The organism is Pseudomonas sp. KNUC1026, assembly GCF_021650705.1.
GTDB lineage: Bacteria > Pseudomonadota > Gammaproteobacteria > Pseudomonadales > Pseudomonadaceae > Aquipseudomonas.
The window spans coordinates 4642501-4658346 of the sequence record NZ_CP087138.1 but is presented as its reverse complement, the minus strand read 5'-3'; the positions used below and the strand labels follow the sequence as shown (position 1 = coordinate 4658346).

Annotated in this window: 11 protein-coding genes and 3 rRNA genes (1 of these 14 only partly in view); 9 read left to right on the top strand and 5 right to left on the bottom strand. The window is 60.8% G+C overall.

The window, feature by feature from the left end; all coding sequences use genetic code 11:
- Positions 1 to 142: 142 nt before the first annotated feature.
- The 5 genes from LN139_RS21990 to LN139_RS21970 are packed head-to-tail and all read left to right on the top strand — an operon-like array spanning position 143 to position 5223.
- Complete coding sequence (locus LN139_RS21990; protein ID WP_236356967.1) at positions 143 to 598, top strand: MarR family winged helix-turn-helix transcriptional regulator; 456 nt, start codon at positions 143 to 145, stop codon at positions 596 to 598.
- A complete protein-coding gene (locus LN139_RS21985) occupies positions 586 to 2691 on the top strand; it encodes an FUSC family protein (protein WP_236356965.1) in 2106 nt (701 codons plus the stop codon). The genes LN139_RS21990 and LN139_RS21985 overlap by 13 nt, the downstream gene beginning before the upstream one ends.
- On the top strand, positions 2688 to 2897 hold the full coding sequence (locus tag LN139_RS21980) for a DUF1656 domain-containing protein (protein WP_236356963.1): 210 nt from the start codon (positions 2688 to 2690) through the stop codon (positions 2895 to 2897). Before LN139_RS21985 ends, LN139_RS21980 begins: the two co-directional genes overlap by 4 nt.
- Complete coding sequence (locus tag LN139_RS21975; protein ID WP_236356961.1) at positions 2894 to 3778, top strand: efflux RND transporter periplasmic adaptor subunit; 885 nt, start codon at positions 2894 to 2896, stop codon at positions 3776 to 3778. Before LN139_RS21980 ends, LN139_RS21975 begins: the two co-directional genes overlap by 4 nt.
- Positions 3775 to 5223 (top strand): efflux transporter outer membrane subunit, encoded by a 1449-nt coding sequence (locus tag LN139_RS21970; protein WP_236356959.1) that lies wholly within the window; start codon positions 3775 to 3777, stop codon positions 5221 to 5223. Before LN139_RS21975 ends, LN139_RS21970 begins: the two co-directional genes overlap by 4 nt.
- On the opposite strand, the gene lapD is transcribed toward LN139_RS21970, so the two are convergent.
- Positions 5184 to 7130, bottom strand: a complete 1947-nt coding sequence (lapD, locus tag LN139_RS21965) for a cyclic di-GMP receptor LapD (protein WP_236356957.1) — start codon at positions 7128 to 7130, stop codon at positions 5184 to 5186. The two genes, LN139_RS21970 and lapD, sit on opposite strands and share 40 nt — an antisense overlap.
- A gap of 11 nt (positions 7131 to 7141) precedes the next feature.
- Entirely contained in the window at positions 7142 to 7903 is a 762-nt protein-coding gene (lapG, locus tag LN139_RS21960; RefSeq protein WP_236356955.1) for a cysteine protease LapG, read from the bottom strand.
- Positions 7904 to 8102: 199 nt separating this feature from the next.
- Here lapG and LN139_RS21955 point away from each other — a divergent pair, with 199 nt between their 5' ends.
- From LN139_RS21955 to LN139_RS21940, 4 genes are all read left to right on the top strand, one after another.
- The gene (locus tag LN139_RS21955; protein WP_236356952.1) at positions 8103 to 8858 is read left to right on the top strand and encodes a GntR family transcriptional regulator; all 756 of its coding nucleotides are present in this window, start codon (positions 8103 to 8105) and stop codon (positions 8856 to 8858) included.
- Positions 8859 to 8930: 72 nt separating this feature from the next.
- Positions 8931 to 9422, top strand: coding sequence for a sigma-70 family RNA polymerase sigma factor (locus LN139_RS21950; protein WP_236356950.1), 492 nt, complete (start codon positions 8931 to 8933; stop codon positions 9420 to 9422).
- Complete coding sequence (locus LN139_RS21945) at positions 9412 to 10320, top strand: DUF4880 domain-containing protein (RefSeq protein WP_236356948.1); 909 nt, start codon at positions 9412 to 9414, stop codon at positions 10318 to 10320. Before LN139_RS21950 ends, LN139_RS21945 begins: the two co-directional genes overlap by 11 nt.
- Positions 10321 to 10398: 78 nt before the next feature.
- Positions 10399 to 12891, top strand: a complete 2493-nt coding sequence (locus tag LN139_RS21940) for a TonB-dependent siderophore receptor (protein WP_236356946.1) — start codon at positions 10399 to 10401, stop codon at positions 12889 to 12891.
- A gap of 48 nt (positions 12892 to 12939) precedes the next feature.
- Here LN139_RS21940 and rrf (LN139_RS21935) read toward each other — a convergent pair.
- The 3 genes from rrf (LN139_RS21935) to LN139_RS21925 form a co-directional block, all read right to left on the bottom strand.
- Positions 12940 to 13055 (bottom strand): 5S ribosomal RNA (gene rrf, locus LN139_RS21935).
- Between the two features lie 113 nt (positions 13056 to 13168).
- Positions 13169 to 13284, bottom strand: a 5S ribosomal RNA gene (gene rrf, locus LN139_RS21930).
- Positions 13285 to 13415: 131 nt separating this feature from the next.
- Positions 13416 to 15846, bottom strand: a 23S ribosomal RNA gene (locus tag LN139_RS21925) (it continues 457 nt past the right edge of the window).

Here is a 15846-nt window from a genome sequence, read left to right as displayed (position 1 = left end):
GCGGCTTGCCGCGCGACATGCAAGCCCCAGGCTCTCTACCAAACAGGCGCCACGGGGGAAGACGGATAAGCGGCGGTTGACGCTCCAATAGGTTGGGAGGATATTAATAGTTAGCAAACTATGAATATGTACTACCTCCTCGATGACCCTCGAAAAACTCCAGCAAATCATCACCAGCGGCACCGTCACGGCCAGCCGACATTGGCGGCGCATCTGCCAGAACGTGCTGGCCAACTACGGCATCACCGAGGCCTGCGCCGTGCCCTTGCTGGTGATCCTGCGTCTGGGCGACGGTGTGCGCCAGGTGACGGTCGCCCACGCGTCAGGCATGGAAAGCCCGTCGCTGGTGCGACTGCTCGATCAGTTGTGCGCCCAAGGCTTTGTGCTGCGTACAGAGGACCCCGCCGACCGCCGCGCCAAGGCGTTGAGCCTTACGGCAGAAGGCCGCCGTCTGGCCGAGGCGATCGAAGGCGAACTGGTGCGCCTGCGTAAAGGCGTCTTCAAGCAAATCGACCCCGCTGACCTCGAAGCCGCGCAACGCGTGTTGCAGGCCTTCGAAGATGCCGCCATCCAAGGGCCTGGCACATGGGCCGGTTGAAGCCTTTTTTCAGCGACGTACCGCCAGCGCAGGACTGGTGGTACGGCGTGCGCACCTTCGCCGCCTCCATGCTGGCGTTGTGGATCGCCCTGAAGTTGGAAATGCCACGGCCTTACTGGGCGATGGCTTCGGTGTACATCGTCTCCAGCCCCTTCGTCGGCCCGACCAGTTCCAAAGCCGTTTACCGGCTGGTGGGCACGTTTCTCGGCGCCAGCGCTGCGGTGCTGTTCGTGCCGTTGTTCGTGCAGACGCCCTACCTGCTCGCCACGGTGATCGCACTGTGGACCGGTACTTTGCTGTACCTGTCGATGCACCTGCGCACCGCCAACTTCTACGCCCTGATGCTGGCCGGCTACACCCTGCCGCTGATTGCGCTACCGGTAGTGGATAACCCTTCAGCGGTGTTCGATGTGGCCTCCTCGCGCACCCAGGAGATCTTCATCGGCATTCTCTGCGCTGCAGTAGTCGGCGCGATCTTCTGGCCCCGCCGCCTGGTGACTGCGGTGGGCGGCGCGCACGACAAGTGGTTCAACGAAGCCAGCAGCTACGCGCTGCGCTACCTCACGCGTAGTGTGAGCGGCGAAGAAGTCGGGCCGCTGCGCGCCTCGATGGTGGTGAATTTCAACGCCCTGGAACAGATGATCGGCCAACTGCCCCACGAAGGCGCCACGCCCCATCACATGCGCAACACCCGCGAACTGCGCGGGCGGATGATTCACCTACTGCCGGTGATCGATGCCCTCGATGACGCCCTCGTGGCGATGGAGCGGCGTACCCCGGAACTGGTGGCACGCTTCACGCCGCTGCTGGAGCACACCCGTGAATGGCTGGCCGGCACCTTTAACGGTGCCACGCCAGGGCCCTGGCAAGACCTGCATGCCCACATCGAGCGCCTGCGCCCGGCGCCGGGCGAGCTGGACGACCGCCGTGAACTGCTGTTCGCCAACGCGCTGTATCGACTCGGCGAGTTGGCCGACCTCTGGCAGGACATGCGCGTCCTGCACGAGCTGATCGACCGCCAGAGCCGCGCCAACTGGCGAGCGGTCTACCGCCATTGGCGCCTGGGCCGGCTGCGCCCGACCTTCGACCGCGGCATGATGCTCTACTCCTCGCTCACTTCGGTCACCGCAATCATCGCCGCCTCCGTGATCTGGATTGAAATGGGCTGGGCTGACGGCGGCAGCGCGGTAATCCTGGCGGCCGTGTCGTGCAGCTTCTTCGCGGCGATGGACGACCCGGCACCGCAGATCTACCGGTTCTTCTTCTGGACCTCGGTCTCGGTTGTGCTTTCGAGCCTTTATCTGTTCGTGGTGCTGCCGAACCTGCATGACTTTCCGATGCTGGTGCTGGCCTTCGCCATTCCGTTCATCCCAATCGGTGCGCTGACGGTACAGCCGCGTTTCTACCTGGGCACCCTGCTGACGCTGGTCAACACGTCCACCTTCATCAGCATTCAGGGCGAATACGACGCCAACTTCATGAACTTTGTAAACGCGAACATCGCCGGCCCCGTGGGGCTGCTGTTCGCGTTCTGCTGGACGCTGATCATGCGCCCCTTCGGTACCGAACTGGCCGCGCGGCGCCTGACTCGCTTCAGCTGGCAGGAGATCGTCGAGCTGGGCGAGGCCGGCACGCTCAACGAACACCGCGCCAAGGCAGTGCGCATGCTCGACCGGCTGATGCAGTTGCTGCCGCGCCTGGCCAATACCGGCCAGGACACCGGTGCGGCGCTGCGCGACGTGCGGGTGGCGCTGAACCTGCTGGACATCCTGGCCTACGCCCCCCGGATCAACGGCACACCGCGCGCACTGCTGGCTCAGGTGGTGGTCGAAGTGACCAGCTACTTCGCCGCCTGCCTCAAAGCCCGCGAACGCCTGGCCGCGCCCATGAACACCTTGATGACCATGGACCGCGCACGCCGAGCCTTGAACCTGGCCGCCTGCCAGGCCGACGGCGCTGAAGACGCACGCGAGCAACTGCTGCTGTCACTCAGCGGGTTACGCCTGGCGCTGCTGCCCGGCTTGGAAATGCTGCATGAGCCGGATGAATACCACCAACTGCCGCCGCAAGGCCTGGACGGAGCGCCGCTGTGATCGGTGAACTGGATATCGGCGGGATCTTCCTGCCTACCCTGCTGGGGATCATGGCCTTGGCCTATGGTCTGTTCCTGCTGGTTCACGCGTTGCTCAACCGCGTGCATTTCTACCGCCTGGTCTGGCACCGGGCGCTGTTCAACGTGGCCCTTTACACCGTGCTGCTGGGCGCGGTCGACCTAATCTGCCGAAACCTGATGACATGAAAAAACCTTTGCTGACCTTTGGCCGCCTGGTCGTGACCCTGATCGTGGTGGCATTAGCCTGCGTCGTCATCTGGCGCATGGTGCTCTATTACATGTTCGAGCCCTGGACGCGCGACGGCCACATTCGTGCCGACGTGGTGCAGATCGCGCCGGATGTTTCGGGCTTGATCCAACAGGTGAAGGTGACCGACAACCAGCCGGTCAAGCGCGGTGACGTGCTGTTCACCATCGACCAGGACCGCTTCAAGCTGGCCCTGCGCCAGGCACAGGCGGCTCTGGCCGACCGCAAGGAAACCTTGGCCCAGGCCCAGCGCGAACTCAAGCGCAACCAAGGGCTGGGCAATCTCGTGGCCCGCGAGCAGCTTGAGGAAAGCCAGTCGAAAGTCGCCCGCGCCCAGGCTGCGCAGAACGCCGAGCAGGTCGCGGTGGATGCCGCCCAGCTGAACCTGGACCGCTCAGTGATCACCAGCCCCGTCAACGGCTTCATCAATGACCGCGCCCCACGTGATCGCGAATTCGCCAGTGCAGGCAAGCCGCTGCTGTCGGTGGTGGATGGCGATTCGTACCACATCGATGGCTATTTCGAAGAAACCAAGCTGGGCCACATTCACGTGGGCCAGGCCGTGGACATCCGCGTGATGGGTGATGACACCCGCCTGGGCGGCCATGTGGTGAGTATCTCCGCTGGCATCGAGGACCGTGACCGCAGCAGCGGCTCGAACCTGCTGCCCAATGTGAACCCAGCCTTCAGCTGGGTGCGCCTGGCTCAGCGCATTCCGGTGCGCATCGCCTTCGATCAGGTGCCGGAAGGCTTTCGCCTGATCGCCGGGCGCACCGCGACCGTGTCGGTGCTGCCGGATGCGCAGGGAGCGGCAAAATGAGCAAATGCCTGACCTTGCTGGCAGCAAGCGTGCTGGCGCTGGGCGGCTGCCAGGTGATGGGGCCGGATTACCATCTACCCCGGCAAGCAGCGGTCAACCGCGCAGATTTGCAGGGCGCGCTGGCCGGCCAGTCGCAGGATGTGGTGTCCGCGCCGGTGCCGGCCGACTGGTGGAAGCTGTACAACGACCCTCGGCTCAACGGCCTGGTGGAACAGGCACTGGCCGCCAACACCGACCTGCGGGTAGCGGCCGCCAACCTGGCGCGGGCGCAGAACCAGGTTGAGGTCGCCCAGAGCCAGGGCGGCTTCAGCACCAGCGTAAGCGGTGAGGCGCAGCGGTTGCAGGAGTCGGGGCAGGCATTTTTGCTGACTGAGAAGGTGCCAGTCGCCAACATTGCCGCGCTGTCGATCAAGACTTCGTACCAGTTCGACATGTGGGGCGTGTTCCAGCGCGGCGTAGAGGCGGCCAATGCCAACGCCGACGCTGCGCAGGCGGGCGCCGACACCGCGCGCATCAGCGTGGTGGCCAACGTGGTGCGGGCCTATACTCAAGTGTGCGCAGCCAATGAAGAGCGCGACATCGCCCTGCACTCGCTCGACCTCCAGCAGCAAGGCGTGCAACTGGCGCAGCGCCTGCGTGACGCCGGGCGTGGCGATGAAACCCAGGTCACCCGTACGCAAACCCAGTTCAAGTCACTGCGCGCGGAGCTTCCCAAATTCGAAGCCGAACGCCAGGGCGGGCTGTATCAGCTCGCCATGCTGCTCGCACGCCCAGTTGGCCAATTGCCCGCAGGCACCGATAGCTGCGCCGAGCTACCTCGAATCGCCCAGGCGCTGCCTGTGGGTGACGGGGCTGCACTGCTCAAGCGCCGGCCCGATGTACGCCAGGCCGAGCGCAAACTGGCGGCAGCGACCGCACAGATCGGCGTTGCGACCGGGCAGCTGTATCCGGACATCAGCTTTGGTGCGACGGTCGGCACCGTGGGGATTGCCAAGGACCTGGGCGAGCCCTCGACCAACCGCTGGGGCTTCGGCCCGTTGATCAACTGGAGCATTCCCACCAACGGCTCTCGCGCACGAGTGCGGGCTGCCGAGGCCGACACCCAGGCGGCGCTGGCAAGCTTTGACGGCGTAGTGCTCAATGCTGTGCGCGAAACCCAGACCACCCTGGCAAACTACACCGCCGCCCTGCAGCGCCGTGAGGCCCTGCAGGATGCCGAGCGCTCCGCCCACGATGCGGCAGAACAGACCCACAGGTTTTACACCGCCGGGCGCCAATCATTCCTGGAGGATCTGCAAGCCACCCGCACCTACACCGAAGTGCGCGGGCAGTTGGCCGTTGCCAATACTCAAGTGGCCATGCAGCAGGTCAACCTGTTCCTGGCCTTGGGTGGCGGCTGGCAGCCTCACGCCCAGGGGGCAGGCTCACCCACCAAGCGGCCCTGAACGCCTTCGATCCCCATCTCGGCAATGACCCGCAGCTCGCCTTCGGTCTCGACCCGCTCTGCCACCAGCGGCAGGTCGATACTGTGGGCGGCGCGCTGGATAGCCTCGATGAACAGGCGCTTGTGGGTTTCGCTGTCGATGGCGCGAATGTAGCTGCCGTCGATCTTCAGATAGGCCAGGCCCAGATGCGCCAGGTTGCCGATCATGCTGAAGCGCCCCCCGAAATGCTGCAGTGCCAGGCCGTAACCCAGGCTGTGCAGGCGGCGGGTGAGGTTGTCGAGCACCGTTTGCTCGGGCACCTGCTCTTCGGCCAGCTCGAATACCAGGCGTGGGCCCAGTGCCGGATGCTGGCCCAGCACCTCGAACAGCCGCGCCAGGCCTTGCGGGCTGGCGAGCGTCGGTGCAGACAGGTTCAGCGCGTAATGGCCGGAATGGCTGTGCATGTGCTGCAGCACCAGCTTGACCATCAGATGATCGAGCCGCTTGGCCCAGCCGAAGCGCTCGACCCACGGCAGGAAACGGCCGGCGACGATCGGGCTGCCATCGCTGCCGAGCAGGCGTGACAGCACTTTGTAATGCATGACACGCTCGCGATCCTCACTGCTCACCACCGGCTGGAAGTACAGCTGGAAGTGACCATTCTCCAGCGCGTGGTCGAGCAGCCGGTGCCAACTGTGATGATCTTCCACCACTGCTGCCACCGCCTGCCGCTCCAGGCATACCCACGGCGCACCGCCAGCGCGCTCGGCCTGGGCGATCGCTTCGTCCGCCAGCTTGAGCAAGTCCTGAGGCGTGTCACCTGCGGCATAGGAGGCAAGGCCGATGTGAGCCACTGGGCTGATGTCGCTGGCGCCGGTTTCATTGAGGCTCTGCAGCGAAGCTTCGAGCGCACCGGCCAAGGCCTGTGCCTGGTCGGCATGCAAGCCGGGGGCGAGCACGGCGAATTCGCCGCCACGGCTACGGCTGATCAGGTTGGCCGTTTCCGGATGGCGCTCGCAGAGGCGCACCAGTGTCTCGGCCACAGCCTTGAGCAACTGGTCGGCCTTTGCACCACCCAGGCGCTGGTTCAGGCCGATCAGGTCGTTGACTCGCAATAGCAGCAAGTAGCCGGGGCGGTTTTCTTCGACCTGGCTGACGCGGGCTTGCAGTTGCATGTCGAAATAGCGGCGGTTGGCGAGGCCTGTCAGCGCATCCTGGTAGGACTCGACTCGCAGCTTCTCGCTACGCTCGGCCTGCTCCATGAACAGCGCCTTGAGCTTTTCGACCATCTGGTTCATCGCCAGCACCACACGGCGCAATTCAGGCGTACTGGGCAACTGGGGCAGGGTCAGGAATTCACGCCGGGCGATGGCATGGGATTGCTCGACCATGTAGTCCAGCGGCCGCAACTGCCGGCGCAACAGCAGCGCGCCCAGCACACCGCTGATGATGCCGCACAGCAACAGCCAGCCCAGGCTGCCCAAGGCGCTTTGCCACAGCTTGGCAATGGCGAACATCGGGTGGCTGACCACCTCGACCCGGGCCGCCTGTTGCCAGCCACGGTTGACCAGCGCGTCGCCGCCTGCGGCGTCCAGGCCGATCAGGCTGATGAACCAGCGTGGCACGCCATTGGGGTCGGGCTCGGCTTCGCGCTCGACGATCACCTTGTTGTTGGCCAGGTCGACCACCTTGATGCTGGCGTAATAGCCGCTATCGAAAATGGAGCTGACCAGCAGTTCGACCATGGCCGGGTCGTCGATGTTGGGGGTCAGCGACAGGGCAAGCGCCGTGGCGGCGTCTTGTGCATGCGAGCGCAGCTGGTTGACGTACTGGCTGCGCGAGCTCTCCAGGCTGACCATGAAACTGCCGGTGAAGGCGACGGCCAGGAACAGGCATATGGCGATCAGCAATTGCTTGAACAGAGACATCGACGCTCCAGTTACTGTTCGACCGGCGTAGGGAAACCCTCGGCGGTCATTTTTTGAATGACATCTTGCCAGCGGGACAGCCGCTTGGCGTCTCCCACTCGTTTGTTCGAACCGCTTCCGGCGAGCCAGTATCCTTCGCCATTGAAGGAGTACACCGGCAACAGGTCGGTACGCTCGGTTGCGGGCTGAATCGGGTCCTGCAAGCTGTCCAGCACCAACGGCACCGCCTCTGGCGTCGCATAGTAGGTCAACACCATGTGCGCGCGGTTCTGCCGCAACGCCTTGACGTAGGTGATGCGCAGTTTGTCCGAGGCCACACCCAGGTGCCTGAGGCTGAAGTACTTGGCGATGGCGTAATCCTCACAATCGCCAGCGCCCTTCCACAGCGCCTCTATCGGCGTTTCCCAATAGTCGACCTGGCCCCACAGGTCGATGTCTTCCACGTAGCGCATCTGTCGGTTGAAGAACAGGTTCACCGCTGTGAGTTTTTCCATCTCGCTGCTCTGGCGTTGGGCCAACAGCAACTTCTGCCAGGCATCTATTCGCTGTTTGCCAGCACCGAGCGGGCCGTAAAGCGCCTCGGCCTTGCGGCTGATGGTGTTGAAGTCCCAGTCGGCCTGCAAGCCGGCCAGCAGCCCAATGCCAAGCCAGAATGCCAGCAACCATTGGCCCAGCCTGCGTGTGAACTTCGTACTTTTCGCCAAGGCGCCCGCCCTGCCCAGCACTGGAAAGGAGCGCATGGTGCGTGTACATTCAGCAAAAAACAATGGCACGATGCAATCACTTTTCATCAGATCATTCGCATGCGATGAATGGCACTTCCAAGTTCTTGTCCAAGTTATTGAACTTTGGGTGTAATTGCCGATTCGCCCTGTAGCGATTTTTAGTCGTTTCTGCCCGCTGGCATCAGGATGGCAACACAGCGGTAATCGCCTTGCTGTATGGCAGGGTTTCGGCAGGTGAAAACAAGGGATGACCCCTCCCGTCGAAAACAACCGCGTTCGCCAACCCGAAGGGGTGAAATCACGTGCCCAAGAAAAAAGCCCGGTTCGCGCAGTGCTGGAAGCCGAACAGCTTCAACCACACCTGGCTCGAGCCATCATTGAAGAACGGATCCGACTCGCCATCCTTGATGGTAGCCTGCCAACCGGCACTGCGGTGCGCCAGCAAGAGTTGGCGAACCTGTATGGCGTGAGCCGCATGCCCGTGCGAGAGGCCTTGCGCCAACTGGAGGCGCAGGGCCTGCTCACAGTGACTCACCACAAGGGCGCAGTAGTTGCGGAGCTGATCAACGATAGCGCCAGCGAAGCCTACGATCTGCGCCTGCTCCTGGAGCGGGAAGCCTTGTGCCTGTCGGTACCGCTGCTCGACGAGGCGGACTTCGCTGCGGCGCAACAGGCCATCGACCAGCTGGAGGTCGAGCAGGACTACAGCATGATGGCGCAATTGAATCGTGATTTTCATATGGCGCTCTACGCCAAGGCGAGCAATCGCCGCCTGTTGCGCCTGATCGACCAAGGCCTGGAGGAAGAAGAACGCTACCTGCGTTTCAACATGTTCGAGATGGGCCTGGCTGACCTCATTCATCAGGACCACCGCGACCAGCTTGAAGCCGCCAAGGCGCATGACACCGAGCGATGCCTGGCGCTGCTGGAAACCCATTTGCAGCGCGCGATCGACGCGATCACCCGGTATCGCGAGGATAAAGGCCAGGCAGCCAGTGCCTGAGAGTACCCCGCTTGCAAATCCCAGGCACGCCCGTGACAATGAGACTAATTATCATTTGTTACGGGTACGCAATTGCCTTCCTGTGTTCAAACCCTCTATCACCAGCACCATGGTTGGCTCTATACGTGGCTGCGTAGCCGGCTGGGCAACGCAGCAGATGCCGCTGACCTTGCGCAGGATACCTTCGTGCGAGTGCTGCAGAAGCCTGTGCCAGCCCAGGTATTGGCGCCACGGCCGTTCCTGCGCACCATTGCCCGTGGCCTGGTGATCGATCACTGGCGCCGCGAAGAGTTGCGCAAAGCCTGGCTGGAAACATTGGCAGCACTTCCTCCGGGTGAAGTACCGAGTGCCGAAGCGCGAGAATTGGCACTGGAGCTGCTCGATCAAGTGGCGCGCATGCTCGATGGCCTGAAGGCCAAGGCTCGCCAGGCTTTCCTTCTGGCCCAGTGCGAAGGCTGGGCGCATGTCGACATCGCCCAGCACTTGGGTGTATCTGTGCGCACGGTAGAGCGGTACCTGGCCGAGGCGCTGTTTCGTTGCTATCAGCTGCGCTATGACGCCTGAGCCGGATATCGTGCGCCAGGCCGCCCAATGGTGGGTCCGGCTGCGTGAACATCATGATGACCCAAGGCTTTGGCAGGCGTGCGAGCGGTGGCGCCGCGCCGCCCCAGATCATCAACTGGCCTGGGAACGGGTGAGCCAACTGAGCGCCGACCTGAACCAGGGCCTGCGGCAAACACCTGGGGCACGGCAGGCTTTGGAAACCAGTGAACATCGCCTGAGCCGCCGACGCACCCTGAAGCTACTGATCGGAGGGGTTGCCGTCGGGGGGGCTGGATGGTTGGCGGCCGAGCAAACACCCTGGCGACGCTGGGCTTCTGATTTTGCGACCTCCACTGGCCAACAGGGGCGCTTTACGCTGCCTGGCGGCGCGTTGCTGACGCTCAATACCCACAGCTCCGCAGACAGCCTGCACGAAGGCAACCTGCGGCTCAATGAAGGCGAGCTGCTGCTGGAAAGTATGCGGCCCATGCAGGTGCAATGCCGCGGCACGTCGATCAGCCTGAACTCGGCGCGCGTGGTCGTGCGCCAGAGCGCCAGTTATTCACAGCTAGCAGTACTGCATGGTGAAGCCTGGCTGGGAGGTTTTCGTGTGGGAGCGGGCCAGGTGGCACGTGCCGGCGGAGGGCAAGCCGACCTGATTACACCAGCCTTCGACCCAGCCGCTTGGCTGGAAGGTTTGATCGTCACTCAGGGCATGCCGCTGGGAGCGTTTCTGGATGAAGTCGGGCGCTACCGGAAAGGTTTGATTCGCTATACGCCCGAGGTTGCAGAGCTGCGGGTTTCGGGTGTCTACAAGCTGGCGGACACCGACCGCCTGCTCCAGTTATTGCCGCAGTCCCTGCCCGTGCGCGTGGGTGGCCTCACTCGCTGGTGGGTCAGCGTCGAAGCGGCAGGCTAACTCTTTTTGGCGGGTTTTGTGAGTTCATACGGCTTTGTCCTTGAGCGCTTCATGACATTCATTCAAGGACTCGGCCCGATGCTCACTTACGCGACACCCGGTTTCCCGCTGCACCCGTTCAAGCGCGCCATCCAGGCGGCCATTCTAGGCACCGCCGTTTCGCTCGTACCTCTTCACCTTGCACACGCGGCCGCTGCCATCGAGCAGCCGGCTGGGCAGCGTTTCGATATCCCGCCCGGCCCATTGAGCCAGGCGCTGAACCAATTCGCTCGGCAGGCAGGTATCAACCTTGCGGCCACTCCAGCACTGACTCAGGGTAGGCAGAGCAGCGGGCTCCGCGGCCAGTTCACTGTAAGCCAGGGGCTTGATCAATTGCTTCAGGGCAGTGGGCTCTACGCGCAATCTCAGGGAGGCGACGCCTACGTACTTCAGGCCATGCCCGACACCGCGTCTATCAGCCTGCCAGGCACCGATATAACCGCCTTCAGCCTGGGTAACGCCTTGGGCCATGTCGACGGCTACAACGCCACTCACAGCCAGGTCGCTACCAAGACCAGCAAGGCGCTGGCCGAGACGTCGCAAAGTGTTTCTGTGGTGACCCGGCAGCAGATCGACGACCAGGGTTCGCAGACAGTGGCTCAAGCCATGCGCTACACCCCCGGGGTGCTGACCAACCCTTATGGCGCAACGCACCGTTATGACTACGTGGCCATGCGCGGTTTCAATGACGGGGCTGTGGATAACATCTACGTCGACGGGCTCAAGTCCATGGGCGATAGTGGCACCTACAGCACCATGCAGGTCGACCCTTACTTCCTGGAACGAATCGACATTCTCAAGGGGCCCTCTTCCGTGCTCTACGGTCGCAGCTCCCCAGGCGGCCTGGTTGCTCTCACGACCAAGAAGCCGCTGTTCGAGGATTATCATCAAGTACAAACGACCATAGGGACGCAGGGTACTCGCAGCATGGGCCTGGACCTCAGCGGGCCAATCGATGACGACAAGCGCATTGCCTATCGCCTTACCGGCCTCGTTCATCGGTCCGATACTCAGTTCGACCATGCCGAAGAAAAACGCTACGCCCTGGTACCCTCGCTTGCGATCAACCTTACCGACGATACCTCGCTGACCTTGCAGGCTTACCTGCAGCATGACCCCGAAGGCGGCTATCACGGCGGCCTGCCGGCCGACGGCGCACTGCATCAGCGTAATGGCCAGCGCATCTCGGAGCATTTCTTCGAAGGCGAGCCAGGACTTGATCGTTATAAACGCGACCAACAATCCTTTGGGTACCAGTTCGAGCATCGATTCAACGATACTTTCACTGCCCGGCAAAACTTCCGTTACCTGGATTCACGGGTGAAACTGGACCAGACCTACGCCTACGGTTGGACATCCCCTACCAGCACCGAGTTGAACCGTTACTACAGCGGCGCTGATGAAACACTGCATTCATGGATTATCGACAACATGGTGCAGGCTGAGTACGACACTGGCCCGCTTGCCCATACCACGCTCTTGGGTGTGGACTATCAGCGGCGCAAGACCGTTGTAGATTGGGCCACTGGCAGCCTCGCACCTATTGATGCCTTCGACCCTCAATACGGCAACAGCGCCATTACGTATGGCAGCCCTACCAGTTACCTTCGCCGCCTCCAGCAAACCGGCGTGTACCTGCAAGACCTGGCTGATTTTGGCAATTGGCGGTTTTCCCTCGGGTTGCGCCAGGACTGGATGAAAACCTCTGACGAAAACCGCCTCGCAGAAGCAGCCCGGCCGGTTGGTACACGCATAAGCGACGACCGAACCAAGCTGACGACACGGGCCGGGGTGCTGTACCTGTTCGATAATGGCCTGGCGCCTTATGTGAGTTACTCGGAGTCGTTCAACCCCAACTCTTACTCAGACGCAGCAGGTAATCCACTGGCGCCCACGGAAGGTACGCAATGGGAGGCTGGCCTGAAGTATCAACCGCCGGGCACGAGCGACCTGTTCACGGCGTCCTTCTTCCATGTGGTTCAGGAAAACCTGGCGTCCAAGTTGCCGCAGGAGAATTTCTATCGGCCCATCGGGCAAGTTCGCTCTCAAGGTATCGAGCTGGAGGGCCATGCGCAGATTACCGATGCGCTGAAAGTCGTGGGCAGCTACACCTTCACCGATATCGAATACGCCAAGCGAATGATCAGCACGGTCGATGGGGTGACGGATAACAAGGGCAACTCGCCCACGCAGGCACCACGGCACATGGCATCGCTGTGGGCTGACTACGCCTTCCAAGGCGGGCCGCTGGCCGGCCTCAGCTTGGGAGCTGGTGTGCGCTATGTCGGTTCAAGCTGGGTGGATGCCGAAAACACACTCAAGGTGCCGGCTTATACGCTTTACGACGCATCCATTGGCTACGACCTGGGGCGCGCCGGCATCAAGGGCATGGAGGTGAGGCTCAATGCCAATAACCTCACCAATGAGCGGTACATCGCGACCTGCGCCAGCTTGAACTACTGCTACATGGGCGAAGCCCGCAACGCCAGCGTGACCCTCAGTTACCAGTTCTCAGGTATCTTTAGCCCGTAAATGACAAAGCCCCGAGCGTATTCGCGCTCGGGGCTTTGTGGATTTGAATCTTGACGATGACCTACTCTCACATGGGGAGACCCCACACTACCATCGGCGATGCGTCGTTTCACTGCTGAGTTCGGGATGGGATCAGGTGGTGCCAACGCTCTATGGTCGTCAAGAAATTCGGTAGCTGCCGCGCCGTGGCGCTTCAGCGAAATCTTGGGAAGCTAGTGCTTCTACTAATAAGACAAAACCCCAATCGTTTTCACGATTGGGGTTCTGCGGGTTTGAATCTTGACGATGACCTACTCTCACATGGGGAAACCCCACACTACCATCGGCGATGCGTCGTTTCACTGCTGAGTTCGGGATGGGATCAGGTGGTGCCAACGCTCTATGGTCGTCAAGAAATTCGGTAGCTGCCGCGCCTAGGCGTTGCAGCGAATTCAGGTATGTGATGTTTGTGTGTATCGGTGCGCATTTTCGGCTGTGTCGCTTCACCACCGCATCTGCACTTGGGCAGATTGCTTGGGTGTTATATGGTCAAGCCTCACGGGCAATTAGTATGGGTTAGCTCAACGCCTCACAGCGCTTACACACCCCACCTATCAACGTCGTAGTCTTCGACGGCCCTTCAGGGGATTCTGGATCCCAGTGAGATCTCATCTTGAGGCAAGTTTCCCGCTTAGATGCTTTCAGCGGTTATCTCTTCCGAACATAGCTACCCGGCAATGCCACTGGCGTGACAACCGGAACACCAGAGGTTCGTCCACTCCGGTCCTCTCGTACTAGGAGCAGCCCCTCTCAAATCTCAAACGTCCACGGCAGATAGGGACCGAACTGTCTCACGACGTTCTAAACCCAGCTCGCGTACCACTTTAAATGGCGAACAGCCATACCCTTGGGACCGGCTTCAGCCCCAGGATGTGATGAGCCGACATCGAGGTGCCAAACACCGCCGTCGATATGAACTCTTGGGCGGTATCAGCCTGTTATCCCCGGAGTACCTTTTATCCGTTGAGCGATGGCCCTTCCATACAGAACCACCGGATCACTAAGACCTACTTTCGTACCTGCTCGACGTGTGGGTCTCGCAGTCAAGCGCGCTTTTGCCTTTATACTCTACGACCGATTTCCGACCGGTCTGAGCGCACCTTCGTACTCCTCCGTTACTCTTTGGGAGGAGACCGCCCCAGTCAAACTACCCACCATACACTGTCCTCGATCCGGATGACGGACCTGAGTTAGAACCTCAAGGTTGCCAGGGTGGTATTTCAAGGTTGGCTCCACGCAAACTGGCGTTCACGCTTCAAAGCCTCCCACCTATCCTACACAAGCAAGCTCAAAGTCCAGTGCAAAGCTATAGTAAAGGTTCACGGGGTCTTTCCGTCTAGCCGCGGATACACTGCATCTTCACAGCGATTTCAATTTCACTGAGTCTCGGGTGGAGACAGCGCCGCCATCGTTACGCCATTCGTGCAGGTCGGAACTTACCCGACAAGGAATTTCGCTACCTTAGGACCGTTATAGTTACGGCCGCCGTTTACCGGGGCTTCGATCAAGAGCTTCGCTTGCGCTAACCCCATCAATTAACCTTCCGGCACCGGGCAGGCGTCACACCCTATACGTCCACTTTCGTGTTTGCAGAGTGCTGTGTTTTTAATAAACAGTCGCAGCGGCCTGGTATCTTCGACCAGCCGGGGCTTACGCAGTAAATGCTTCACCCTGGCCGGCGCACCTTCTCCCGAAGTTACGGTGCCATTTTGCCTAGTTCCTTCACCCGAGTTCTCTCAAGCGCCTTGGTATTCTCTACCCAACCACCTGTGTCGGTTTGGGGTACGGTTCCCGGTTATCTGAAGCTTAGAAGCTTTTCCTGGAAGCATGGCATCGACCACTTCGCACTCTAGGAGCGCTCGTCATCAGCTCTCGGCCTTGAACACCCGGATTTGCCTAAGTGTTCGGCCTACCACCTTAAACTTGGACAACCAACGCCAAGCTGGCCTAGCCTTCTCCGTCCCTCCATCGCAATAACCGGAAGTACAGGAATATTAACCTGTTTTCCATCGACTACGCTTTTCAGCCTCGCCTTAGGGACCGACTAACCCTGCGTCGATTAACGTTGCGCAGGAAACCTTGGTCTTTCGGCGTGGGAGTTTTTCACTCCCATTGTCGTTACTCATGTCAGCATTCGCACTTCTGATACCTCCAGCAAGCTTCTCAACTCACCTTCACAGGCTTACAGAACGCTCCTCTACCGCGTCACCTAAGTGACACCCGTAGCTTCGGTACCTGGTTTGAGCCCCGTTACATCTTCCGCGCAGGCCGACTCGACTAGTGAGCTATTACGCTTTCTTTAAAGGGTGGCTGCTTCTAAGCCAACCTCCTAGCTGTCTAAGCCTTCCCACATCGTTTCCCACTTAACCAGGATTTTGGGACCTTAGCTGACGGTCTGGGTTGTTTCCCTTTTCACGACGGACGTTAGCACCCGCCGTGTGTCTCCCATGCTCGGCACTTGTAGGTATTCGGAGTTTGCATCGGTTTGGTAAGTCGGGATGACCCCCTAGCCGAAACAGTGCTCTACCCCTACAGTGATACATGAGGCGCTACCTAAATAGCTTTCGAGGAGAACCAGCTATCTCCGAGCTTGATTAGCCTTTCACTCCGATCCACAGGTCATCCGCTAACTTTTCAACGGTAGTCGGTTCGGTCCTCCAGTCAGTGTTACCTAACCTTCAACCTGCCCATGGATAGATCGCCCGGTTTCGGGTCTATACCCAGCGACTAAACGCCCTATTAAGACTCGCTTTCGCTACGCCTCCCCTATTCGGTTAAGCTCGCCACTGAATATAAGTCGCTGACCCATTATACAAAAGGTACGCAGTCACAGAACAAGTCTGCTCCCACTGCTTGTACGCATACGGTTTCAGGTTCTATTTCACTCCCCTCTCCGGGGTTCTTTTCGCCTTTCCC

Bases quoted from the DNA above. Each gene is read 5' to 3' on its own strand.
- LN139_RS21985 (WP_236356965.1), top strand. From the start codon at position 586: ATGGGCCGGTTGAAGCCTTTTTTCAGCGACGTACCGCCAGCGCAGGAC.
- LN139_RS21990 (WP_236356967.1), top strand. From the start codon at position 143: ATGACCCTCGAAAAACTCCAGCAAATCATCACCAGCGGCACCGTCACG.
- LN139_RS21970 (WP_236356959.1), top strand. From the start codon at position 3,775: ATGAGCAAATGCCTGACCTTGCTGGCAGCAAGCGTGCTGGCGCTGGGC.
- lapD (WP_236356957.1), bottom strand. From the start codon at position 7,130: ATGTCTCTGTTCAAGCAATTGCTGATCGCCATATGCCTGTTCCTGGCC.
- LN139_RS21940 (WP_236356946.1), top strand. From the start codon at position 10,399: ATGCTCACTTACGCGACACCCGGTTTCCCGCTGCACCCGTTCAAGCGC.
- LN139_RS21945 (WP_236356948.1), top strand. From the start codon at position 9,412: ATGACGCCTGAGCCGGATATCGTGCGCCAGGCCGCCCAATGGTGGGTC.
- LN139_RS21975 (WP_236356961.1), top strand. From the start codon at position 2,894: ATGAAAAAACCTTTGCTGACCTTTGGCCGCCTGGTCGTGACCCTGATC.
- LN139_RS21955 (WP_236356952.1), top strand. From the start codon at position 8,103: ATGACCCCTCCCGTCGAAAACAACCGCGTTCGCCAACCCGAAGGGGTG.